Source organism: Pseudarthrobacter sp. NPDC080039 (genome assembly GCF_040702335.1).
Lineage (GTDB): Bacteria > Actinomycetota > Actinomycetes > Actinomycetales > Micrococcaceae > Arthrobacter > Arthrobacter enclensis_A.
The window spans coordinates 412,001-435,780 of record NZ_JBFBKY010000002.1; the positions used below are offsets into that span (position 1 = coordinate 412,001).

Annotated in this window: 19 protein-coding genes; 4 read left to right on the forward strand and 15 right to left on the reverse strand. The window is 67.5% G+C overall.

Annotation, left to right across the window (positions count from 1 at the left end; all coding sequences use genetic code 11):
• Nucleotides 1-55 precede the first annotated feature (55 nt).
• On the forward strand, nt 56-790 hold the full coding sequence (locus AB0313_RS03820; protein WP_366303722.1) for a hypothetical protein: 735 nt from the start codon (nt 56-58) through the stop codon (nt 788-790).
• A gap of 1 nt (nt 791) precedes the next feature.
• Here the strand turns inward: AB0313_RS03820 and AB0313_RS03825 are convergent, their stop codons facing one another.
• The 6 genes from AB0313_RS03825 to AB0313_RS03850 form a co-directional block, all read right to left on the reverse strand.
• Nucleotides 792-1,700 (reverse strand): CPBP family intramembrane glutamic endopeptidase, encoded by a 909-nt coding sequence (locus AB0313_RS03825; protein ID WP_366303724.1) that lies wholly within the window; start codon nt 1,698-1,700, stop codon nt 792-794.
• 233 nt (nt 1,701-1,933) lie between these two features.
• Nucleotides 1,934-4,363 (reverse strand): phosphoenolpyruvate synthase, encoded by a 2,430-nt coding sequence (gene ppsA, locus AB0313_RS03830; protein WP_307306923.1) that lies wholly within the window; start codon nt 4,361-4,363, stop codon nt 1,934-1,936.
• 145 nt (nt 4,364-4,508) lie between these two features.
• On the reverse strand, nt 4,509-5,327 hold the full coding sequence (locus tag AB0313_RS03835) for a pyruvate, water dikinase regulatory protein (protein WP_141943204.1): 819 nt from the start codon (nt 5,325-5,327) through the stop codon (nt 4,509-4,511).
• A 9-nt stretch (nt 5,328-5,336) separates the two neighbouring features.
• Nucleotides 5,337-5,975: a lactate utilization protein C gene (locus AB0313_RS03840; protein ID WP_366303727.1), complete on the reverse strand. Its 639-nt coding sequence runs from the start codon at nt 5,973-5,975 to the stop codon at nt 5,337-5,339.
• The gene (locus AB0313_RS03845) at nt 5,972-7,519 is read right to left on the reverse strand and encodes a LutB/LldF family L-lactate oxidation iron-sulfur protein (RefSeq protein ID WP_366303729.1); all 1,548 of its coding nucleotides are present in this window, start codon (nt 7,517-7,519) and stop codon (nt 5,972-5,974) included. Before AB0313_RS03845 ends, AB0313_RS03840 begins: the two co-directional genes overlap by 4 nt.
• The gene (locus AB0313_RS03850) at nt 7,516-8,319 is read right to left on the reverse strand and encodes a (Fe-S)-binding protein (protein ID WP_141943211.1); all 804 of its coding nucleotides are present in this window, start codon (nt 8,317-8,319) and stop codon (nt 7,516-7,518) included. The genes AB0313_RS03845 and AB0313_RS03850 overlap by 4 nt, the downstream gene beginning before the upstream one ends.
• Before the next feature lie 193 nt (nt 8,320-8,512).
• Between AB0313_RS03850 and AB0313_RS03855 the strand changes: the two genes are divergently transcribed.
• The 3 genes from AB0313_RS03855 (at nt 8,513) to AB0313_RS03865 (ending at nt 13,935) form a co-directional block, all read left to right on the forward strand.
• Nucleotides 8,513-10,270 carry an L-lactate permease gene (locus tag AB0313_RS03855; protein ID WP_174237532.1) on the forward strand — a complete coding sequence of 586 codons (1,758 nt, stop codon included), beginning with the start codon at nt 8,513-8,515 and terminating at the stop codon, nt 10,268-10,270.
• 66 nt (nt 10,271-10,336) lie between these two features.
• Nucleotides 10,337-11,089 (forward strand): FCD domain-containing protein, encoded by a 753-nt coding sequence (locus tag AB0313_RS03860; RefSeq protein ID WP_141943215.1) that lies wholly within the window; start codon nt 10,337-10,339, stop codon nt 11,087-11,089.
• 17 nt (nt 11,090-11,106) lie between these two features.
• Nucleotides 11,107-13,935, forward strand: coding sequence for an FAD-binding and (Fe-S)-binding domain-containing protein (locus AB0313_RS03865; RefSeq protein WP_366303732.1), 2,829 nt, complete (start codon nt 11,107-11,109; stop codon nt 13,933-13,935).
• Nucleotides 13,936-13,965: 30 nt separating this feature from the next.
• On the opposite strand, the gene AB0313_RS03870 is transcribed toward AB0313_RS03865, so the two are convergent.
• From AB0313_RS03870 to AB0313_RS03910, 9 genes are all read right to left on the reverse strand, one after another.
• Nucleotides 13,966-14,775 carry a slipin family protein gene (locus AB0313_RS03870; RefSeq protein ID WP_366303734.1) on the reverse strand — a complete coding sequence of 270 codons (810 nt, stop codon included), beginning with the start codon at nt 14,773-14,775 and terminating at the stop codon, nt 13,966-13,968.
• 168 nt (nt 14,776-14,943) lie between these two features.
• Entirely contained in the window at nt 14,944-15,207 is a 264-nt protein-coding gene (locus tag AB0313_RS03875; protein WP_366303736.1) for a hypothetical protein, read from the reverse strand.
• A gap of 172 nt (nt 15,208-15,379) precedes the next feature.
• Complete coding sequence (locus AB0313_RS03880; protein WP_366303738.1) at nt 15,380-16,477, reverse strand: DUF2891 family protein; 1,098 nt, start codon at nt 16,475-16,477, stop codon at nt 15,380-15,382.
• A 22-nt stretch (nt 16,478-16,499) separates the two neighbouring features.
• Nucleotides 16,500-17,471: a DUF979 domain-containing protein gene (locus AB0313_RS03885; protein ID WP_141943226.1), complete on the reverse strand. Its 972-nt coding sequence runs from the start codon at nt 17,469-17,471 to the stop codon at nt 16,500-16,502.
• The gene (locus tag AB0313_RS03890) at nt 17,468-18,181 is read right to left on the reverse strand and encodes a DUF969 domain-containing protein (RefSeq protein ID WP_141943228.1); all 714 of its coding nucleotides are present in this window, start codon (nt 18,179-18,181) and stop codon (nt 17,468-17,470) included. Before AB0313_RS03890 ends, AB0313_RS03885 begins: the two co-directional genes overlap by 4 nt.
• 211 nt (nt 18,182-18,392) lie before the next feature.
• Nucleotides 18,393-19,070, reverse strand: a complete 678-nt coding sequence (locus AB0313_RS03895) for a GntR family transcriptional regulator (RefSeq protein ID WP_141943230.1) — start codon at nt 19,068-19,070, stop codon at nt 18,393-18,395.
• 82 nt (nt 19,071-19,152) lie between these two features.
• Entirely contained in the window at nt 19,153-20,919 is a 1,767-nt protein-coding gene (locus AB0313_RS03900) for a biotin carboxylase N-terminal domain-containing protein (RefSeq protein WP_366303741.1), read from the reverse strand.
• Nucleotides 20,912-22,570: a 5-oxoprolinase/urea amidolyase family protein gene (locus AB0313_RS03905; RefSeq protein WP_366303743.1), complete on the reverse strand. Its 1,659-nt coding sequence runs from the start codon at nt 22,568-22,570 to the stop codon at nt 20,912-20,914. The genes AB0313_RS03900 and AB0313_RS03905 overlap by 8 nt, the downstream gene beginning before the upstream one ends.
• 2 nt (nt 22,571-22,572) lie before the next feature.
• Nucleotides 22,573-23,331: a 5-oxoprolinase subunit PxpA gene (locus AB0313_RS03910; RefSeq protein ID WP_141943236.1), complete on the reverse strand. Its 759-nt coding sequence runs from the start codon at nt 23,329-23,331 to the stop codon at nt 22,573-22,575.
• Between the last annotated feature and the right edge of the window lie 449 nt (nt 23,332-23,780).

Sequence of the window (23,780 nt, forward strand, 5' to 3'; positions counted from 1 at the left end):
GTCGTGAGGGCCCGGGCGTAAACTCAGCCTCCCATCCATGCGGAGGAGGGAAGCCATGAAGACCATCCGGACGCGGGCCCTCGAAGCGGAACACCAGGCTACGCTCACTCCGGGCGATGACGAGCGGTTCTCCGGATACGGCGTGATGGGACTGCCCTTCAGTTCCGGCTATGTCCTGGCCATGCGGCGCTTCCCGCTCACCAGCGTGGGCCCCGGCTACACATCGGTGTGGCTGCGCCGGCCGAACGGCTCCTGGACCATCTACGCTGACGCAGCACCGGACGTTTCCTGCGCCCGCTATATCAGTGCCGGCCTCCACGAAGCCGTCCAGTGCGATGTAGGCCTCGACTGGACGGGCGACACGTCCTTCACCGTGTCAGTCGGCCAGGACGTGGACCTCACCTGGGACGTGGAGCTCGAATCAAAGCCCATCACCGCGGCCATGAGCGCGGTCATGACGGCGATGCCGAACATGCTCTTGTCCAACAAGGTGTTCCTGAAAACCATGGGTTCCGCTGCCGGGCCCATGCTCGGCGCGGGACACCTCGGATTGGCGGGGAGCGTACCCAACAAGCAGGGCTTCCTGGCCAAGCCCCGGCGCATGTGGTTCATCTCCCGCAGCTCGGCAACCCTCGGCGGCGAGGACCTCGGCACGCCGCAGCCACTCAACGTGCAGGCCCGGCTGGCTGACTTCTGGAGCCCGCAGCGCGGCCTCTTCGTGATTGGCGCGTCGGCCTTCGACCCGTTCGACCCCGCACGGCATCTGCCCGCCACCCGCAGGACCCCCTAGGTTACCTGCGCCGGCGCGGGGACCTGTGCCCTGACCTGACGTGAATGGGCAGGAACCGTCGTGGACCGGTCATCTCGCCCCGGCTTGTCAGTGCCACGGCGGCAACCAACAGCCACATGGTGGCCGCCTGCCCCCACGGGTAGACCTGCTGGGGAACGCCAGGTGTCAGCGGGTTGAGGATGAACTGGAATGCCGACAGGCTGGCGTGCATCAACGCCGCCACCAGCACGCTGCCCGTATGGTCATAGACCCAGACCATCAGCACCCGGTAGGCCGTCAGCTGGCCGACAAGTACCGTGGCAAACCACAGCGACATGAAGATCGCCAGGGGCACGCCGCCGTTCGTCCCGCCGCCGCCCCAGTAGTTCACGAAGAAGTGCCAGGCGCCCCACAGCACGCCCACCAGGACCCCTGTCCAGAGAACGCTGTAGTGCTGCCTGGCCCTGGGAATGGCGAACCCGGTCCAGCCGATCTCCTCGAGAAGCCCGACTACCAGCCCCAGCACAACTCCCGTGACAAGTGTTCCGGCCCTGTCCGGCTCCGTGGCAATCCTCGGCGCATAATCCAGGGAGGATATCCAGAGCATCAGCACGGGGGCGGCCAACGTCACTGGAGCGACCAGAAGGGCGAAGAGGTACCAGCGACCCGCGACCCGCCAGGTGAGCAGCCGCGTCCAGAGGTCCCGGTACCCCTCCCGTCCGGACAGGATCCCTGTCAGGACCAGGCTGGCCAACGCAGGCCCCAGCAGCATGGCCGGCACCGTGGCAGGGATGGTTCGCTGGAACTGTTCCGGTGTGGGTGAGAGGCCGCCGGTGACCAACCACACCGCCGTTACGATGGCGCCCCAGGACAGGAGGAAGGTCACCGCGAAGTACCAGGGCAGCGGGTGCCTGCGTATGGAAGCCGTCAAGGCATGCATCGAATCCCTCCGCCGTTCAGGCCGCGGGCCGGGCTACCAGCTCTCCCCTGCTCGACGCCGGTCCTGCACCCCTGCTCGAACGGCACCTCCCACATACGTCCAGTATCGCCCCCGCAGCCAACGCGGCAATCCCCCAATTTGGTGGGCTTTCCACGCCAAGGGGCGGTTCCGTCACCGGCCAGTCGGCCGGTGACGGAACCGCCCCTTGAACTATGCGTTACCGGTCAGGCAGCGCCGGCGGCAACTGCCGCGCCCTGGGCCCCGCTGTCCGAAGCACCCTCCGATGCTCCCGCCAGCCGAAGCCAGGTGTCCACCACGGTGTCCGGGTTGAGGGAGACGGAGTTGACACCTTCCTTCACCAGCCATTCGGCGAAGTCGGGGTGGTCGCTGGGGCCCTGCCCGCAGATGCCCACGTACTTTTCGCGGGCCCGGCAGGCCTTGATGGCCATGCTGAGCAGCTTCTTCACCGCAGGGTCCCGCTCATCGAAGCTGTTGGCCACGATCGCGGAGTCGCGGTCCAGGCCAAGGGTCAGCTGGGTCATGTCGTTGGAGCCGATGGAGAACCCGTCGAAGTGCTCCAGGAACTCGTCGGCGAGCAGCGCGTTGGACGGCAGCTCGCACATCATGATCACCTCGAGGCCGTTTTCGCCGCGGCGCAGGCCGTTTTCGGCGAGCAGTTCGATGACGCCCTGCGCCTCGTCCAGGGTCCGCACGAAGGGGATCATCAGCTTGACGTTGGTCAGGCCCATCTCGTTGCGGACGAAGGACAGGGCCTCGCACTCGAGGTCGAAGCAGTCCCGGAAGGACGGTTCCAGGTACCGGGAGGCGCCGCGGAACCCAATCATCGGGTTCTCCTCGTGCGGCTCGTACGCCGGACCGCCGATCAGGTTGGCGTACTCGTTGGACTTGAAGTCGGACATGCGCACGATCACCGGCTCCGGCGCGAACGCCGCGGCGATGGTGGCCACTCCTTCGGCGAGCCGCTTGATGTAGTAGTCGCGCGGGCTGTCGTAGGCGCTGATCCGCTTCCTGATCTCGGCGGCCACATCCTCGGGCTGGCTGTCCAGGTTCAGCAGGGCCTTGGGGTGGATGCCGATCTGCCGGTTGATGATGAACTCCAGCCGGGCCAGGCCCACACCGTGGTTGGGAAGCTGCGCGAACGTGAAGGCCTGCTCCGGCGTCCCCACGTTCATCATCACCTTCACCGGCGCCTCGGGCAGGGTGGTGATGCCGGTTTCCTCCACGCTGAAGTCCAGCAGGCCCTGGTAGATGGACCCTGTCTCGCCGTCAGCGCAGGACACGGTGACTTCCTGGCCGTCGGACAGCGTGTCGGTGGCGTTGCCGGTGCCCACGACGGCGGGGATCCCCAGTTCGCGGGCGATGATGGCTGCGTGGCAGGTGCGTCCCCCGCGGTTGGTGACGATTGCGGAGGCGCGCTTCATGATCGGTTCCCAGTCGGGGTCGGTCATGTCGGCCACCAGGACATCGCCGGTCTGGAACGAGGCCATCTGGTCGATGGCGGTGAGGATCCGGACCTTGCCGGCGCCGATGCGCTGGCCGATCGCGCGGCCTTCCACGAGCACCGGGCCGGTGCCGGCCAGGCGGAAGCGGCTCATGCTGCCGGGTGCGCGGCGGGACTGCACGGTTTCCGGGCGGGCCTGCAGGATGTACAGGCCGCCGTCGATCCCGTCCTTGCCCCACTCAATGTCCATCGGACGGCCGTAGTGCTTCTCAATGGCGATGGCGTGCCGCGCAAGCTGCTCCACGTCGTCGTCCGTGAGGCTGAAGCGCGCCCGCTGGGACTCCTCCACCGGCACGAAATCAATGGTGCGGCCCACCTCGCTGCTGTCGGTGTACGTCATCTGCAGGGCCTTCTCGCCCAGGCCCCGCTTGAGGATCGCCGGGCGGCCGGCCTCCAGGGCGGGCTTGTACACGTAGAACTCGTCCGGGTTCACGGCGCCCTGCACCACAGCTTCGCCCAGCCCGTAGGAGGAAGTGACGAAGACGGCGTCCTGGAAGCCGGATTCGGTGTCCATGGTGAACATGACGCCGGACGCGCCGACGTCGGAACGCACCATGCGCTGGATGCCCGCCGACAGTGCCACCTCGGCATGCTCGAACTTGTGGTGCACACGGTAGGCGATGGCGCGGTCATTGTAGAGCGAGGCGAAGACGTCCTTGATGGCCTGCAGGATGTTGTCGATGCCGCGGACGTTCAGGAAAGTTTCCTGCTGACCGGCGAAGGAGGCATCGGGAAGGTCCTCAGCCGTGGCACTGGACCGGACCGCCCAGGACAGGTCCGCGGAGCCGGCGTGCTTGTCCACCAGCTGCTGGTACGCCTCGCGCACCTGCGCCTCGAAGTCCGGCAGGAAGGGGGTATCGCGGACCAGGCCCCGGATTTCCTGGCCTGCGGAGGCCAGCGCGGTCACGTCATCGGTGTCCAGCCCTACCAGCCGGTCCGCGATCTTCTGGTCCAGGCCGGAGTCGGACAGGAACCGGCGGTAGGCGTCCGCCGTGGTGGCGAACCCGTCAGGCACCTGGACGCCGGCAGAGGTGAGGTTCTGCACCATTTCGCCCAGGGAGGCGTTCTTGCCGCCCACCTTGTCCAGGTCCTTCAGTCCAAGTTCAGAGAACCAGAGAACGTCTGTGGTCATAATTGCTGCTCCTTTGCAGTGGGGTGGCATGGCGTGGACCGGCTGCCCACGGTAGTGGGCAGCCGGAGGAAATTCCTGTCAACAGTGGCAGGTTCCCGGCGCACTTTCCACATGATGTGCGCCATGCCACATTTGTGAAAGGGCGCTAGTGCTTGAGGTTCATCCGCTGCAGGATGGTGGCCGCCATTTCCTCCACGGAGACGGTGGCCGAGTTCAGGTACGGGATCCGGTGCGAGACGTACAGCTGCTCGGCGCTGCGCAGTTCGAAGCCGCACTGCCGCAGCGACGCATACGGCGAGCTGGGCCGGCGCTCGGTGCGGATCTGGCTGAGGCGCAGCGGGTTGGAGGACAGACCGAAACACTTCGACACGAAAGGCCGCAGCGGCTTGGGCAGCCCGTCCCGCTGGAAATCCTCGTCCACGAGGGGGAAGTTCGCGGCGAAGATCCCGTGCTGGAGCGCCAGGTACATGGTGGTGGGGGTCTTGCCGCACCGTGACGGCGCCACCAGGATCACCTGGGCCTTCTCCAGGGCACGCAGGCTCTGGCCGTCGTCGTGCTCCATGGCATACTCCACGGCGGCCATCCGGGACTGGTAGCGGGCGGCATTCCCCAGTCCGTGCGCCCGGCCCGGCTCACCGCTGGCCGGGGTTCCCAGCGCCTTCTCCAGGACGCCCACATGGGTGCCGATCAGATCCACGATTACGCCCTTGCAGCCGGCCAGGATCTGCCGGATGTCGCTGCTGACCGCGGTGGAGAAGACGAGGGGCTGGGGCCCGCTGGCGGCGAGGCCGTCGATGGTCCGCACCACGGACCGGGCCTGTTCCGCCGTGGTGATGAACGGGATGGTGACGCGGTCAAAGTTGTCCACCGGGAACTGCGTCAGCAATGTGTTGCCCAGGGTTTCCGCGGTGATGCCGGTACTGTCCGACAGGAAGTAGACAGGCCGTAGAGCAGCAGTGGTCATGGCACGACTTTAGCGGGCAATGATGACATCAAGCCTGCGCGGGCCATGGACGCCCTCCACGCGTTCAAGCTCGATGTCGCTGGTGGCGCTCGGCCCGCTGATCATGGTGATGGGCCGCGTCCCGTCGATCCTGCGCAGCGCCTCGGGCAGGATGCCGGCGATGTCCGCGGCCTTCACAACGCAGATGTGGTGGTCCGGGACCAGGCTGATGGCGCGGCGGCCCTGGTTGGCGCTGCCGTCCAGGATGATGGTTCCCGTCTCGGCCACGGCTACGGCGCTGCCGGTCACCACCGCGTCGATGCCATCAAGCCCGGCAACGCTGAGCGGTTCCGCCGGAGAGTCCGTCCGACGGCGGGAGCTGCCGGTGCCGTCGTCGGCCCTCCCTGCCAGCCAGCCGGCGTCGAGCCCTTCGGGCACAACGTACGTCTTCGCGCCTTCCAGGAGCGATGCGATCCGGGCGGGCACGTCCCTTTCCTGCACCACGGCCACCTGCGCCTTGTAGTCCACCAGCCGGTCCACCAGCAGTTCAATCAGTTCGTCTGTTCCCATCCCGGACGCTGCCCTGTACTCCCGGGGGATCTGCGGCGCCTCGGGGCTGTCCTGCAACGCGGTCCGGATCCGCGTGAGGATGTCTTCGCGTGCACTCATTGCTGGGCTTCCTTATCGTCTCGTGACGGTTCGTGGGAGTGTCCCGGGTCCCGCTGTCCAGGCGAGCCGGCGTCCCGGTGTTCCTTGGCCCACCAGTCCCGGAACGACTGCGCCGGGGGTGCCGGGATGTCGCGGCTTTGGGTCCAGCCGCCGGCGATGCCGGGAAGCCTGGTGATCTTCCGGTCGGGCCCGGCGGCCAGGCGGCCGAGCGGCAGGCCCTTCTCCACCAGGCCCAGTCGCTTGCCGGAGGACAATGCCCAGGACGCCGCCTTCATGCCCACATCCATCTGGCTGGGGAGCTTCTTTGTCCCGCGCTTGCTGTCCACGTCCACGCTGCGAAGGTGCACCAGGATGTCCGGGATGTTGATCTTCACCGGGCAGGCGTCATAGCAGGCCCCGCAGAGGGAGGAGGCGTACGGCAGGGAACTGTTTTCCTCCGCCTGGATGCCGGTCAGCAGCGGGGAAAGAATCGCGCCGATGGGGCCGGGATACGTGGAGCCGTAGGCGTGGCCGCCCGTGCGCTCGTACACCGGGCAGACGTTCATGCAGGCGCTGCAGCGGATGCAGTGCAGGGCCGAGCGGCCCATCCCGTCTGCGAGCGCGGCGCTGCGGCCGTTGTCCAGGAGCACCAGGTGCACGTTCTGTGGACCGTCGCCCTCCATGACGCCGGTCCACAGCGAGGTGTAGGGGTTCATCCGCTCCCCGGTGGAGGACCTCGGGAGCAGCTGCATGAACACTTCCAGGTCCTGCCAGGTGGGCAGCAGCTTTTCGATGCCCATCACGGTGATCAGAGTTTCCGGCAGGGTGAGGCACATGCGCCCGTTGCCTTCGGACTCGACGACGGCCAGGGTGCCGGAATCGGCAATGGCGAAGTTGGCCCCGGACACGGCCACCTTGGCGGTGAGGAACTTGCGGCGCAGGTGCTCGCGGGCCGCCATGGCCAGGACGGGCGGATCGTCGGTGAGCGCCGGGTCGGCGTCCGGCATTTCGCGGAGGAAGATGTCCCGGATCTCCGTGCGGTTCTTGTGGATGGCAGGGACCAGGATGTGGCTGGGCTTGTCATGGTCCAGCTGGACGATGAGTTCAGCGAGGTCCGTTTCGAAGGCCTGTATTCCCTGCTCCTCGAGGTACTCGTTGAGCCCGATCTCCTGGGTGGCCATGGACTTGACCTTGACCACCTCGGTTTCGCCGGTTTCGCGGACCAGTCCGGCCACGATGTCGTTGGCCTCCCGGGCGTCGCGGGCCCAGTGGATTACGCCGCCGCGGGCCGTGAAGTTCTTTTCGAACTCCTCCAGCAGTTCGGGCAGCCTGGCCATCACGGACTCCTTGATGGCGGATCCGGCATCGCGCAGCTGCTCCCAGTCGGGCAGTTCGGAGACCACTGCCTGGCGTTTGTCGCGGATGGTGTGCGTGGCATGGCCAAGGTTGGCCCGCAGCTGGGCATTGCCCAGTTCGCGGTGCGCGGCGGCGGGGAAGGTTTCTCCCGCGAAAAGGTTGCCCGAGCCGTAGGCCGGAAGGGCGGGCATTCCCAAAAAGGTGGTCATCGGAGGGCCTTTCCGGTGGAGACGCGGACTTCGCCGGTGACGGACGCCGGCTCTTCCATGGTGCTGGCGAGGATTTCGGCCAGGTGGAGGGTGGCGGTTGAACTGCCCTGCCGGGACAGGCCGCCGCCGATGTGCATCAGGCAGGAGGCATCGCCGCCGGTGCAGAGTTCGGCCCCCGTGGACTCGACGTTGGCCGCCTTGTCCTGGAGCATGGCCGAGGAAACATCGGCATTCTTCATGGAGAACGTACCGCCGAAGCCGCAGCACTGGTCCGCCTCGGGAAGATCGGCAAGGTCAATCCCCTGCACGGTCCGCAGGAGGCGGGACTGCCGGTCCCCGAGCCGCAGCAGGCGCATGCCGTGGCAGCTGGGGTGGTAGGTGACCCGGTGCGGAAAGTAGGAGCCCAGCTGGGCGCCGGCGTCGGTCACACCGAGCACGTCCACCAGCAGCTCGGACAGTTCATAGGTTTTGGCGCCGACGGCTGTCGCGCGGGCTTCCAGCGCCGCGTCACCGCAGGAGCGGGCCACCATGGGGTGCTGGTGCTTGACGGAGGCAACGCAGGACCCGGAGGGGGCGACGGCGACGTCATAGTCCGCGGTGTCGAAGGCTGCCACGTGGTTGGCCACCACGGGAACGGCCTCGTTGAGGTAGCCGCTGTTGACGTGCATCTGGCCGCAGCAGGCCTGCCCAGAGGGGAACACCACTTCGTGCCCCAGGCGCTCCAGGATCTTGACCGTGGCCTTCGCCGTGGCCGGGTACATCGCATCCACGATGCAGGTGGCGAACAAGGCAATTCTCATGGCGGCCTTCCGGGAGGGTTGGGAATGCTTCTATGGTCTGACCACAGTAGACCATGTGATGGCTACCACCCACAAGCCCATCCGGGAAGGTGAAGCGGCTCACACAATCGAGGAAAGATGGGCTACACTTCCGTGGTCAGACCATTGTGGTCTGACCAAATAAGCCGCTCGCCCCTCAATGTGGAGGAACTCCGTGGACCACTTCACCCCCAGCACTGACCCGGTGCTGAACAGCGTTGCCTGGTCGGCCATCGTCGGCCTGTTGCCGCTGCTGACCTTCTTTGTCCTGCTCGCCGTGGCCAAGACCAAAGCCCACGTGGCCGGGGCGTTTGCCCTGCTGGTGGCCCTGGCCGTGGGCATCCTGGCCTTCAAGATGCCCGCTGGCCTGGCCCTCCTGTCCGCAACCCAGGGCGGGGTTTTCGGCGCCTTCCCCGTGCTGTGGATCGTGGTCATGGCCGTCTGGCTCTACCAGGTGACGGTGCTCAGCGGCCGCTTCGAGGACCTTCGCCGCGTCTTCGATGTGATCGGCGGCGGTGACGTCCGCCTGCAGGGTGTCCTCATTGCCTTCTGCTTCGGCGGCCTCCTTGAGGCCCTTGCCGGATTCGGCGCACCGGTGGCCATCACCGCCACCATGCTGCTGGCCCTGGGCCTTCCGCCGCTCCGGGCGGCTGCCGCCGTACTGGTGGCCAACACCGCTCCGGTCGCGTTTGGCGCCATGGCCATCCCAATCACCACCGCCGCCGGGCTCACCGGCCTCCACGCCACGGACATCGGCGCCATGGTGGGCCGCCAGGCGCCGCTGCTGGCAACCTTCGTCCCGCTGATCCTGCTCTTCATCCTGGACGGACGCAAAGGTTTGAAGGACTGCTGGCCTGCCGCGCTGGTCATCGGGTTCTCCTTCGCGGCCGCGCAGTTCCTCTGCTCCAACTTCTTCTCCTACGAACTCACCGACATCATGGCCTCGCTGGTCGGCCTGGGCGCGGCTGTCGTGTTCTTCCGGTTGTGGAAGCCCAGGGGCACCGGGGCAGCACGTGACCGGCTTGGCGTCGCCGCGGAGGCCGCTGCCGCAGGTGCCGCCGGTGCCGCCGAGGGCAGCCACGGCGGTGGCAACACTGCCCGCACAGGCGGTGTTGCCACCGCAGAAGCTGCCGACGGCGAAGGCCTCACCCCGGCACGCACGTGGCTCGCACTGTTTCCCTACTTCCTCGTCATTGTGGTGTTCGGCATCGCAAAACTCTGGAAGCTCGGCGTCGACCTTCCTGCCGCCCTCGCCGCCACCGATATCAAGATCCCGTGGCCGGTCCTCCACGACGCCCTGGTGGGCGCCGACGGCAAACCGCTGTCGTCCACCATCTACGTCTTCCAGTGGCTGTCCAGCCCCGGCACACTCCTCCTGATCACGGGTTTGGTCGTGGCAATCGTCTACGCCCGCTTCGATGACCGGGGCCGCTTCCACATGACGGTAAGCGATGCCGTGGCCGAAATCGGACGGACCATCTTCAAGATGCGCTGGGCCGGCCTGACCATCATCACGGTGCTTGCCCTTGCCTACGTCATGAACAACTCGGGCCAGACGGTCTCGATCGGCGTGTGGCTGGCCGGGACCGGCAGCTTCTTCGCGTTCCTCTCCCCCGTGCTCGGCTGGCTGGGCACGGCAGTGACCGGTTCGGACACCTCCGCGAACGCCCTGTTTGCCAAGCTGCAGCAGACGGCGGGCGTGAACGCAGGCATCGACCCCAACCTGCTGGTGGCCGGCAACACGGCCGGCGGGGTGGTGGGCAAACTCATCAGTCCGCAAAACCTCGCCATTGCCGCCACCGCCGTCAACCTCGACGGCCAGGAATCGGTCCTTCTGCGTAAGGTAGTCGGATGGAGCGTGGGGTTGCTGGTGGTGCTGTGCACTATTGTCTTCCTGCAGTCCACCCCCGTCCTGGGATGGATGCTTCCCTAGCCAAACCGCCCGTGCAAAACAAGGGTGCGGGCCCTGGGCCCGCACCCCCCACCCTGAGGATCGCCCGTGACAACCGCCGCAGCCGGAGCAGCCCCCCGCCGTCGAACCCAAGACGCTCTGCTGAAAGACATTGAGGCGGACCTGCGGGCCGGCAAAATCAAAGTCGGCGACCGGCTCCCCGGCGAACGGACCCTGGCGGAAAACTATGGCATATCGCGGGCGTCCGTGCGCGAAGCCATCCGGATCCTCGACGCCATGGGGGTGGTCCGCAGCTCGGTGGGTTCCGGGCCGATGTCCGGTGCCATTGTTGTTTCCGACCCGTCCGCGGGGCTTTCGTCCGCCCTCCGGCTGCACGTTGCCAGCAACCGCTTGCCGGTCGAGGACATCGTCCAAACCCGCATCCTCCTGGAAACCTGGACTGCCCGCGCAGGGGCGGCGCGTGAAGGCGGTGACGAGGACCGTGAACAGGCGGCCCAACTGCTGGAGGCGATGGACCACCCGGGACTGGACCGGGCAGCCTTCCATGAGCTGGACGCCAGGTTCCATGTGGCGCTGAGTTCACTCGCCGGCAACGAGGTAATGGCCACCATCATGGAGTCCCTCAGCGGTTCGATCGTCGGCTACGTCAAGGGCGCCATGGACGCGATGGAGGACTGGCCGGACGTCCTGGAAGTCCTCCGCGCCCAACACCACGGAATCTTCGATGCCGTCCAGTCCCGGGACGGCGAGCTCGCCGCGCGCCTGCTGCGCGAGCACATCGAATGGTTCTACCAGCGGGCAGGGGACGCCACGGCGCCCCGGCCCGGCACAGTTACCTGACATTTTTGGAGCCTCGAATGCGAACCCCCACGGCAGGAGCCGGAACACCCATCGATCAACTGGACCTGGACACCGTGAGCACGCGGGACCTGGACCGCCATGCCCTGGCCCACGACGCTTCGCACTACCTCCTGGTCCCGCAGGGAGTAGCCACCCCACGCAATGCCGCCGACGTCGGAGCCCTGTTGCGCCGCAGCCGGGAGCTCGGGATTCCCGCCACCTTCAGGTCCGGCGGAACCAGCCTCTCCGGCCAGGCGCTCAGTGACAGCCTGCTGATCAACACCCGCCAGCATTTCCGCGGCATCGAGGTGCTCGACGGCGGCGCACGGGTACGCGTCCAGCCCGGCGCCACGGTACGCAGCGTCAACGCCCGGCTCGCCGCCTTCGGCCGCAAGCTCGGCCCGGATCCCGCCAGCGAGATCGCCTGCACCGTGGGCGGTGTCATCGCCAACAACTCCTCCGGAATGGCGTGCGGCACCGAGTTCAACACCTACCGGACGCTGGAATCGATGGTGCTGGTGCTGCCCTCGGGTACCGTCATTGACACCGCCGATGCCGACGCCGACCGGCGGCTGCACGCGCTGGAGCCGGAACTTCATGAGGGGCTGCTGAGGCTGCGCCGTCGGGTGGTGGGCAACGACGAATCCGTCCGCATCATCCGTTCACTGTTCTCGATGAAGAACACCATGGGCTACGGCGTGAACTCCTTCCTTGACTACGAACGTGCCGTGGACATCCTCATGCACCTCATGATCGGCAGCGAAGGCACGCTCGGCTTCGTGGCCGAGGCTGTCTTCCGGACCATCGAGGTGAAACCGGCCGTCGCCACCGGGCTGCTGGTATTCAACAGCCTCGACGCGGCCACGATGGCCCTGCCGGACCTCGTTTCCACCGGCCTTGCGACCATCGAACTCATGGACCCGGCGGCGTTGAAGGTTGCCCAGCGTGCCGCCGACGCCCCGGCTGCGATCCGCACGCTGCCGGTGCAGGGACACACAGCACTACTGGTGGAACACCAGGGCTCCGACGCCGCAGAGCTGTCCGGCAAGCGGGCAGCCTCACAGCCACTGTTCGACTCGCTGGACCTGGCCACGCCCTTCGCACTGACATCCGACCCGAAAGACCGGGCTGCCCTCTGGCACGTCCGCAAAGGCCTCTACACAGCCGTGGCCGGCGCCCGCCCCTCGGGAACCAACGCACTGCTGGAAGACATCGTGGTCCCTGTCCCCGCCCTGGCGGGCACCTGTGGCGAGCTGACGCGGCTCTTCCGCGAGCACCGCTACGAGGAATCCGTGATCTTCGGCCATGCCAAGGACGGGAACGTCCACTTTATGCTCAATGAGCGTTTCGACGACCCCGCCCAGCTCCTGCGCTACCAGGCCTTTACTGACGAAATGGTAGACTTGGTCCTCGGCGCGGGCGGCTCACTCAAGGCCGAGCACGGCACAGGCCGCATCATGGCACCTTTCGTCCGCCGCCAGTACGGCGACGAACTCTATGCCGTCATGCAGGAGATCAAGCGGCTGATCGACCCGCCCAACCTTCTGAATCCGGGCGTGCTGCTCGCCGATGGGCCGCTCTCCTATATCGAAAACCTGAAAGTGGCCCCCACCGTCGAGGAGGAGGTGGACCGCTGCGTCGAGTGCGGCTACTGCGAACCGGTCTGTCCCAGCAAGGACATCACGCTGACACCCCGCCAACGCATCGTGCTTCGGCGCGACATCGCTGCCGCGGAGCAGCGCGGTGACCATGCCCTCGCCGCCGGCCTGCGCAAGGACTACGACTACGACGGCGTGCAGACCTGTGCCGCCGACGGCATGTGCGTCACCGCCTGCCCGGTGCTGATCAACACTGGAGACCTAGTACGGAGGCTGCGTAAGGAGAACGCGAACACCGTCGCCGCTGCCGGCTGGAATAAAGCCGCCGAAAACTGGGGCGCCGTGACCGCCGCCGGCGGGCTGGCCCTGACGGTGGCCAAGGCAATGCCGGCTCCGCTGCCCAAGGCCGCGACCGCCGTCGGCCGTTCCCTGCTGGGACCGGAGGCAGTGCCCGCGTACACCACAGTGCTTCCCGGCGGCGGGTCCAAGCGGCGCGCACGCCCGGAAGCAGGCAGCACCGCAGTGTTCTTCCCCGCCTGCATCGGCACCATGTTCGGCCCGGCGGACGGACCCGCCGGCGGGGGGAAGGGTTCGGCCCAAGCGTTCCTGGACCTCTGCGAACGCGCCGGAGTGCGGATCACCGTTCCTGAAGGCATCGAGAGCCTGTGCTGCGGGACCCCGTGGAAGTCGAAAGGCTTCTCCCAGGGGTATGAGGCCATGACCGCCAAGGTCCTGGACCGGCTGTACGAGGCCAGCGGCCGCGGCGAACTGCCCGTCGTCTGCGATGCCGCTTCCTGCACCGAAGGCCTGGACACCATGAAACGCCTTGCGGCGGCGGATGGAGAACGCTACGCCGGGCTGCGTTTTGTTGACTCGGTGGAGTTCGTGCACCAGCACATCCTGGGCCGCCTCACGGTTACTGCGCCGTTGGGTTCCATCGCCCTCCACCCCACGTGTTCATCCACCCAGCTGGGAACCAACCCGGCACTGCTGGAAATCGCCGGCGCCGTCACGGACGATGTGTTCGTGCCCCTGAACTGGGGTTGCTGCGCCTTCGCCGGAGACCGCGGCCTGCTGCATCCTGAACTGACGGACTCCGCGACGGACCGGCAGGCCCGCGAGATCAACGGGCGGGAGTTCGACGCCTACGCTTCCACCAACCGCACCTGCGAGCTGGGCATGTCCAAGGCGACCGGCCGCTCCTACCGGCACCTGCTGGAAATCCTTGAGGAGGCCACGAGGCCCTGAGGCCCTGCCCGGGTGTGTTCCCTGCGCGGCTCAGGCCGCCTTGATGGGCGACTTGCCGCCGGCGGATGCGGCCTGGTTTTCGCGGGCCAGGAATGCGGAGAGTTCGCCGATGGTGCTCATGAGCGGCGCGGGGAAGACGACCGTAGTGTTCTTGTCGACGCCGATTTCAACCAGGGACTGCAGGTTTCGAAGCTGCAGCGCAAGCGGGTGGGCCATCATGGTGTCGGAGGCGTCACCCAGGGCAGTGGCCGCGATGGCTTCGCCCTCGGCTGCGATGATCTTCGCTCTCTTTTCCCGTTCGGCTTCTGCCTGGCGTGCCATGGCACGCTTCATGCTTTCGGGCAGTTGGATGTCCTTCAGCTCCACCAGGGTGACCTCCACGCCCCATTCGACGGTGAGTACGTCGAGGATTTCGCGGATGTCCACGTTGATGCGTTCGGTCTCGGACAAGGTCTGGTCCAGCGTGTGGCGTCCGACGACCTTGCGCAAGGTGGTCTGCGCGATCTGGTCGATGGCCGCTGCCACGTTTTCGATGGCGATGACGGACTTCACGGCGTCCACCACGCGGTAGTAGGCCACCGCCGAGACATCGACGCTGACGTTGTCCTGCGTGATGATGCCTTGCGACTGGATGGGCATGGTGACGATCCTCAGGCTGACCAGCGGCAGCCGATCGATCACGGGGATGATCAGCGTCAGGCCCGGGTCCCTGACACCGACGACCCTGCCAAGCCGGAACAGCACGCCCTTCTCATATTGGCGCACGATCCGGATGGACATCTTCGCGACGATGAGCAGCAGGATGACGACGACGATGACAATGATGGTGGTGGGGTCCATCAGGATCCCCTCCTATGAGTGGCCGGACGTGCCGTCGCCGGGCCGGCGCCGTGGCATTTGTCCTAGGTCCATTGTTTCACCAAAAGATGGCAAAGGACCGGCGCATACTGATCATATGAACGCGGCCGTTGCCGGCCGTCCCCGGCGGCCCGGGGTTCGCCGTCGAACCTAAACCACCGCGGTGACGATGCTTCCGTAGCCCTGAAGGAACATGCGCCGGCCCTGGCCTTCGTCCGTCCACACCCAAATGACGGAGTAGTCGGACGTCACGGCATCCACCACCCCCGTTCCTGACACGGTTCCCTCGGCAAAGCGGACCCTGTCCCCCACGGCGAGCCGTGGATGCCTGGTCCGTTTCCTCCTGGGCTTGAGCGTGGCGGTTTGCCCTGCCGTTGCAGGGTCTGACGGGCAGGTGCTGGCGTGCTGGCGCATGGGCTTCCTCGGGGCTCGCGGGCGGACGGTCAGCTCATTACGACCCTGCCCGCTGCTCCCAGGTCACGCACCGGGCGTGGTGGGAAAAGACTAACGCGGCGGTGCCCAGATGGGCACCGCCGCGTCCGTTCAAACCGAGTGTGACTGGTTCATGCCGCGCACTGCTGGAAGGTCAGTCCAGCGCCGCCACGGATCCCAGCGCGTCCCACGCAAAGCTGGCCAGCCAGTGCGTTGACATGAAGTCGCCGCTTTCCAGCCCGCGGAGCCCGGCCTTGAGCAACGGATCCAGCGCCTCGCCGAGCACCACCGACGCGGCGGACGCCTCGGGCTTGGCGGACTGGCGAAGCGCGGCGATGATCCGTGCCACCTGTCCCGCGCGGGTCAGGTTCAGGCCGTGAAGGTGCACCAGGTAGCCGTCGGTCTCATCCGTCACACTCACCGGCTGCAGGATCCGCGACTCCACGGAAAGCTCCGGCAGGAACCCGGCAAACCACGCTGCAAACTCGTCGGCGGACAGCACGCGGCGCATCAGGTCCGCCTCGCTCAGCCCGGCGGAAAGGAAGTCCTGGCCGCTGAGCTCCCAGTCACCCGGCCAGGCGCGGTCGTTCCCGAACCAGGTGCCGGCTGCTTCCTCGCACGCCGCGGCAGCATCAGCCCGTCCCAGTGACCGGAAGGCATCCAGCATGTAGCCGACGCCGAACGCGGCGTTGGTGTGCAGCCCGTGCCGCACCGGGTACTGGGCCTTGGCCATCCACGCCACGCTGAGCTCCGCCACGGCGTCCACCAGCGGATCCAGCGCAGTGCCCCATTCACGGAGCTGTGCATCGGAGGAGGCGGCACACGTGGCGGCCAGCCGCATCAGCCAGGCCCAGCCGTAGGGCCGCTCCCAGGACGGGTTGGCCAGCAGGTAGTCCCGCTCCACCGCCAGCTTGGCCGGTGTGAGGTTGGCGCCCACCGCTTCCCGGAGCGCCGCCTCGGTGGGGGCGTCCACCCAGGCTGCCGTGCCGCCGTCGGACGCCCCTTTCCCAGCAGCCCCGCCAAGGGGCGACCCGGGTGTGCCACCCAGCAGGCTGGCCCCCAGCCAGTGCATGTGCACGCAGGAGTGCCAGTCGAAGGAGGTGTAGAAGGCGGGGTGGATCTGTTCCGGGGTGGGCCTGTCGTCGGCGGACACCTGGGTGTGGTGTGCCGAGTGCGGGAAGGGCTCGGAAAGGTTGCCCAGCACCACGGCTGCGTAGTCCCGGGCCGCCTGTGCGCGGAGGTCGTTGTCCATGCTGCTCCTTTGCAGGGAAGGGTTAGTGGAAGGCCAGGAAGTACATCAGTGCGATGTTGACCGCCAGCAGCGGGATGGCCGTGCCCACCTGCGCCGTGATGACGCCGTACTTGTTCTTCATTTCCAGCAGCGCGGACGGCACCAGGTTGAAGTTGGCGGCCATGGGGGTGCAGAGCGTGCCGCAGAAACCGGCGAGCATGCCGATGGCAAACACGATGGCGGGATCGCCGTGGAAGGTCTGCACCAGCACGGGCCAGCCGATGGCCGCGGTCATGATGGGGAAGGCGGCGAAGCCGTTGCCCATCAGCACCGTGAAGAGGAACATGCCGATGCAGTAGACCAGCACACCCGCGATCAGCGAGCCCTTGGGCAGCAGCCCTGAGGCCAGGTTGCCCACTGCGGTGCCCACGCCGGCCTTGGTGAAGAGGATGCCCAGGGTGGTGAGCATCTGCGGCAGCAGCGCGGCCCAGCCGATGGACTCGAGGATGCGGCGGCTTTCGAAAATGGGCGTCGCCGGGTTCTTGGGCTTGAGGATCAGGAGGGCGACGACGACGGCGGCCACGGCGCCGATGGCCAGGGCTACCAGCGTGGTGTTCTTGGGATCGAGCAGCGGGGTGCCACCGATGTTCAGCACGGGGGCGGCGAGCACCAGGATCACGGTGACCAGCGGCAGGGTCAGGGCCGGGATGAAGAGCTTGTTTCCGAACCGCTTGGCGTAGGACTCCCGCTCGGGCCCGGTGGAGGACCGGTGCTTCCCGTGGCCCAGCAGGCCGGTGGAGGCCAGCACCACAAGGATGAGGACAGCCACGCCCAGGATCCAGCCCGGCGCGGTGCCCGCCTGGACCCAGGTGCTGTAGAAGAAACACAGGCCCAGCAGGCCCCAGAAGGCGGAGCTGCCCCAGCGGCGGGGGTGGTTGGTGTCGGCGGCAATCAGTGACGCCCAGGCGACGAACAAAATGCCGATCAGCCAGTAGACGGCTTCAACGTTGATCATTTGGCTTCTCCTGCAGCTTCCTTCTGGGCGGTGAGCTCGTATTCGCGGTATTCCTTGTCCAGCTGCTTGTCCAGGCGCAGGAGCCGGAAGCCGTGGATGAGGAACGCCGCGATGGCCGTGGGGATGGCCCAGAGGGCCAGCTGGAGCGGTTCCAGGTGCAGGTGGTAGGTGGTGTCCACGAACGTGGTGATCAGCAGGATGGAGCCGACGGCCACGAACACGTCTTCGCCGAAGAACACGCCTACGTTGTCCGCAGCGGCCGAGTGGCCCTTGATCTTCTCGCTGATCTTCTCCGGCACGTGGCCGTAACGGCGCAGCGCTGCGCCCTCGGCCATGGGGAACACCAGCGGGCGGACCGTCTGGGCGTGGCCGCCGATGCTGTTCAGGCCCACGGCGGCGGTGATCTGGCGGACGGCCAGGTAACCGATCAGGACGCGGCCTGCGGTGAGCTTGGCGAGCCGGCCGATGAGGATCTTGGCCTGCTCCTGCAGACCGAAGAACTCAATGATGCCCACCACCGGGAGCACGGCAACGAAGATAGTGACCGAGCGGCTGCTGGCGAAGCCGGTGCCGAATGCGTCCAGGATCTGCGCGGGGTTCATGCCGCCGAGCAGTGCGGTGACGATGCCGGCGACGGTGACGACGATCAGGGGGTTCAGGCGGATGGCGAAGCCAACGATCACCAGCAGCACCCCGATGAGTACAAGCATGATTATCCCTTCCCAGGGGACCCGTGGAGGGTCTGCGAAAGTGGGGGCCGGCGCGTGGATGCCTCGTTTTACGGGGTGGGGCTGCGCCGAGGGGCGGGAGCCCCGTCACGTTGGCGCTGCAGGGTTAAGTGAGCTGCAGAACAACGGTGTGATCTAAAGCATAGCTTTTTGTTCAACAATCCTGCAACCCCCTTTTTCCCGGAGGTTTGGCCTAGCGGCCGACGGCGTCCAGCAGCTGGGCTTCCGCGCGGTCCAGGTAGGCGGCCAGGAAGTCCGCTGCCGCGGCCAGCTGCCCTTCCTCCAGGAGTTCCACGATCTTGGCGTTGTCCTCCACGTAGGGCTCGTGGAAGGCCGGGTTGGCGGCCATGGAGTGGAACACCAGGCGCATCTCCGCCAGGACCTGGTCCATGAGGCTGTTGAGCCGTTCGCTGCCGGCGCGGTCCACGATGGCACGGTGGAAATCCTGGTTGGCGCTGGCCATCCCCGGGATGTCGCCCGCCGCGGCAGCGGCCCGGGCGGCCTTGATGATGCCCGCCAGCGCCTCCATGGAGGCCTGGCCGGACCACAGCACCGCTGCGGGTTCCAGGAACCGGCGGACGCGATAGATCTCGCGGATGTCGTCCGCCGTGGGGTGCGCCACGAACACGCCCCGGTTGGGGATGCGGGTGACGATGTGCTCGGCGTGGAGAGCGGTGAAGGCCTCCCGCAGGGTATTGCGGGACACGCCAAGGGCCTCGCGCAGGGCTTCCTCCGCGAGCTTGGAGCCGGGCTTGAGCTGGCCGGCCGCGATGCGGCTGCGCAGTTGGGCAGCCACCCAGAGACCGGTTTCGGCGTGCTTTGTGGTCCTGGCCTGGGCCTGCAGATCGGCCAGTACCTCGTCAAACGTCATGGCACCACGATATCGGCCCGGAACTGCACCAAAGGTTTACTGCCCCTGCCCGGGCCCGACTCCCTGTCATCCGCCCCCGGCCTCACTCGATATTGGCGAGCACCTGGCCTGGCGCGACCGGGTCTCCTGCAGCAGCGAACTGCTCGCCCAGGGTCCCCGTACGGTGGGCGGCGACGGCTGTCTCCATCTTCATGGCTTCGAGCACCAGCACCGTTTCGCCCTCCTCGACCGTTGCCCCGGGCTGCGCCAGCCACTTCACCACGGTGCCGGCCATGCTGGCCAGCAGGTCGCCGTCGTTCTTCTCCGCCTGGGTCTCCGCGTGATTGTCAGCTCCGTCCCCACCATCCCTGCCGCCTGCACTGCGCCGGCCGCCGCCGTCGAGCAGCGAATCCAGCAGCGCCTTGGGAAGTCCCAGCTCCATCCGCTTGCCGTCCACCTCGATCCCGATGGTCCGGCGGGGTTCCTCCGGCGCGGCGGGGCTGAACGCGGGGTCGGCGTCGAGGGCCGTGGTGAACTCGTTTTCGATCCAGGTGGTGTAGATGTCCAGACCGTCCGCGCCAATGAAGTCCGGAGCCTCCACCACGGCGCGGTGGAACGGCAAAACGGTGGCCAACCCGCCGATGCGCAAATCGCGCAGGGCGCGGCGGGCACGGCGCAGGGCCTGCTGCCGGTCGGCGCCGGCGACCACGAGCTTGGCCAGGAGGGAGTCGAACTGTCCGGGAACCACGGATCCCGCGCGCACGCCGGTGTCAAGGCGGATCCCGGGCCCGGTGGGCACCTCGAAGGACTCCACCGTGCCCGGGGACGGCAGGAAGCCCCGGCCCGGATCCTCGGCGTTGATGCGGAACTCGAAGGCGTGCCCGCGCGGTTCCGGGTCCTCCAGGATGGGCAGCTTCTCCCCCGCCGCGATGGCCAGCTGGGCGGCCACCAGGTCCACGCCGGACGTCTCCTCGGTGATGGGGTGCTCCACCTGCAGGCGCGTGTTGACCTCCAGGAAGCTCAGGAAACCGCTGCCGTCCAGCAGGTACTCCACGGTGCCGGCGCCCACGTATCCGGCTTCACGGCAGATGGCCTTGGCCGAAGCATGGATTTCCGCGCGTTGTTCGGGGGTGAGGAACGGGGCGGGCGCCTCCTCAACGAGTTTCTGGTGGCGGCGCTGCAGCGAGCAGTCACGGGTGCCCACCACCACCACGTTGCCGTGCGTGTCCGCGACGACCTGGGCCTCCACGTGCCGGGGCCGGTCCAGGAACTTCTCCACATAACACTCGCTGCGGCCAAAGGCGGCCAGGGATTCGCGGACCGCGGAGTCGAAGCTTTCCTCGATGTCGGCGAGGTTCCGGACTACCTTCAGGCCGCGGCCGCCGCCGCCGAACGCCGCCTTGATGGCCACGGGCAGGCCCACCTGCTCGGCGAAGGCGCGGACCTCGGCAGCGCTGGCCACGGGCCCGTCGCTGCCCGGGGCCAGCGGAGCCCCGGCACGGACGGCCACCTCGCGGGCGCTGACCTTGTCCCCGAGGAGCCGGATGGTTTCCGGGGACGGTCCGATCCACGTCAGGCCGGCGTCGAGGACAGCCTGCGCGAAGCCGGCGTTCTCGGACAGGAAGCCGTAGCCGGGGTGGACGGCGTCGGCGCCGCTTTTGGCTGCGACAGCGAGGATCTTGTCGATGTCCAGGTAGGTTTCCTGGGGCCTGGAGCCAGCCAGCGAGTAGGCCTCAGTGGCGGCGGAAACGTGCAGGGCGTCGGCGTCGGGGTCGGCATAGACGGCAACGCTTTCCAGGCCTGCGTCGTCGCAGGCCCGGGCGATGCGGACGGCAATCTCGCCGCGGTTGGCAATGAGGACTTTACGCATGGGAGGTTTCCTTAAGTGTTTCTGGCAGTGCTGCGGCGGTTTCCGCGGCGGCGAACCGCACGGGGGCGCCCGGGGGAAGCTGGGCGGCTTTGTCCAGGTCGGCGTGGACGACGACGGCAATCACCGGATACCCGCCGGTCACCGGGTGGTCAGAGAGGAAGAGTACGGGCTGGCCTTCCGGCGGCACCTGCACGGCACCGCGAACGGTTCCTTCGCTGGCCAGTTCGCCGTCCCGGTTGCGGGTGAGGGCGTGGCCCTTGAGGCGCAATCCGATCCGGTTGGACTGCGGTGTGACGGTCCATTCCCGGGCCAGGAAGTCCTGCAGTGTTTCGGTGCTGAACCAGTCCTGCCGGGGTCCGGGGACCACGCGCAGCACGGTGGCCCCGGGATGGTCCGGGAGGGGTGATGCCTCGGGATGGCCCACGGAGCTTCCCGGCTTCGGGGTGAGCACGGGGAGGATGGTGCCTTGCTTGAGCGGTTCCGGGCCAACCCCTGACATGGTGTCCGTGGACCGGCTGCCAAGCGCCTCGGACCCGCCGATCCCGCCGCGGACCCCGATGTAGGAACGAAGCCCGGCCGTGGCGTTGCCCACCGTCAGCTTCTCCCCTGCCAGCAGCGCGAAGGGGGCACCGCACCCGGGGTGCCGCACCGCCGTCGTACCCCTTCCTGTTTCCTGCGCCGGAGGCGTGATCTGCAGCGGAACGTCCGCTCCGGTGACCGCGAGGACCTGGTCGGAGAGGGCCTCGAGCTCCAGGCCGCCGAAGAGGAGTTCGACGGCTGCGGCTCCTTCAGCATTGCCCACCAGGCGGTTGGCGCGGCGCAGTGCCCCGCGGTCCATGGCGCCGGCGCTGCTGACGCCGAGCGACGCGAAGCCGGGGCGGCCCAGGTCCTGCACGGTGGCCTGCAGTCCGGGTTTGCGGACGGCAAGGCCCTCGGCGGCCTGGCCCGTCCCTGTGCTGTGGCCGGGGGAGGCCTTGGGCAGTACGGTGGCCTGTTCGCGGACGGCAGTGAAACGGACGGTATCCCCGGGGCGGACCAGCGCGGGGTTCTCCCGGCTGAGGTCCCACATGACCGCGCCGGTGCGGCCGATCAGCTGCCAACCACCGGGCGACTGCCGCGGGTAGACCGCCGAGTAGGCGCCCCCCAGGGCCACGGCTCCGGCGGGGACGGCTGTCCGGGGTGAACGTCGCCGCGGGACCTCCAGGCTGGGGTTTTCACCCGTGAGGTAGGCGAAGCCCGGGGCGAAGCCGGCAAAGGCCGCGGTCCACAACTGGCCCGTATGGGCGGCCACCACTCCCTCCCGGCCCAGGCCGGTGAGTTCTGCCACCTCGTCCAGGTCCTCGCCGTCGTACACCACCTCGATGGTGACCAGCGCGCTCTCGGTGTCCGCGGGAGCCTCCAGGTCCAGGGTGCTCACATAAGCCGTCAGGGCACGGACCGAGTCGGCTGAATCGGCAGTAATGAGGACGGTGGTGGCGGCTGCGATGACATCAACCTGGCCCGGCTGCGGGTGGACGGTGAGCTGGGCCTGGAGGCTGAGGACGGCGTCCAGGGACGCAAGCTCCACGAGGATGGCACGGTCTCCTGCAGGGCGGATGCCTGTCAGTTCCGTGTGGGGGCCGTTGTTGGCCGACTGCTGCGTGGTGGTCATGGTTAGGCGAAGCTTTGGATCTGGATGCCGGCGTCCACCAGGGCGGCGCGGACGGCGGCGGCCATCGCTACTGCGCCGGGGGTGTCACCGTGCAGGCAGATGCTTTCCGCTTTGACGGACACCAGCGATCCGTCGATGGCGCGGACCACGCCGTCCCCCGCCAGGCGCAGGACGTGTTCGACGACGTCACGCACCTCGTGCAGCACGGCGCCGGGTTCGCGGCGGGACACCAGGGTTCCGTCCGGGTTGTAGGCGCGGTCGGCGAAGGCTTCAGCCACGGTGCGGAGCCCCGCGGCATCCGCCTGCCGCTGGATCTCGGAGTTGGGAAGGACCATGAGGGGCAGGGTGGGGTCCACGGCGAGGATGGCGGCCACGACGGCGCCGGCCTGCTTGGGGTGGTTCACGATGGTGTTGTAGAGGGCGCCGTGGGGCTTGACGTAGCGGACGGCGGTTCCCGCCGCGAGGGCCACGGCCTGGACGGCGCCGATCTGGTAGACGACGTCAGCTGTCAGTTCCGCGGGCGTCATGTCCACAAACCGGCGGCCGAAGCCTGCCAGGTCCCGGTAGCCGGGGTGGGCGCCGACGGTAACGCCGGCCTTCACAGCCGCCTGGCACGTGGCCATGATGCCCACGGGATCCCCGGCGTGGAAGCCGCAGGCTACGTTGGCACTGGAAACACTCTCGAAAATGGCGGCGTCATCACCGAAGGACCAGTTCCCAAAGGACTCGCCGACGTCACTGTTCAGGTCGATGGTGGGCATTGTGATCTCCGTCTCGAATTGCTGTTCATCCAAGAATGCCCTAAAAACTCAGATTGTTCAACAATCTGGCAGCCCTTTTACAACGCCCCATCACGTTCTGCCGCTTCCCGCCGGACGCCCCATCATCTCCCGCCGCTTCCTGCCGGACGCCCCATCATCTCCCGCCGCTTCCTGCCGGACGCCCCATCATCTCCCGCCGCTTCCCGCCGGACGCCCGATCACGTTCCGCCGCTTCTTATCGGATGCCCCATCACTTCCTTTGGCGTTGCAGCCGTATGTGGTGGGGCGTCCCTTGGATCAGGGCGGTAGGTGGTGGGGCGTCCCTTGGATCAGGGCGGTAAGTGGTGGGGCGTCTGCTGGTTGGTTGTTAAATGTGGGAGGCCCCAACCGGTGTGGTTGGGGCCTCGACCTAATGTGTGTTCGGCGGTGACCTACTCTCCCACACCCTC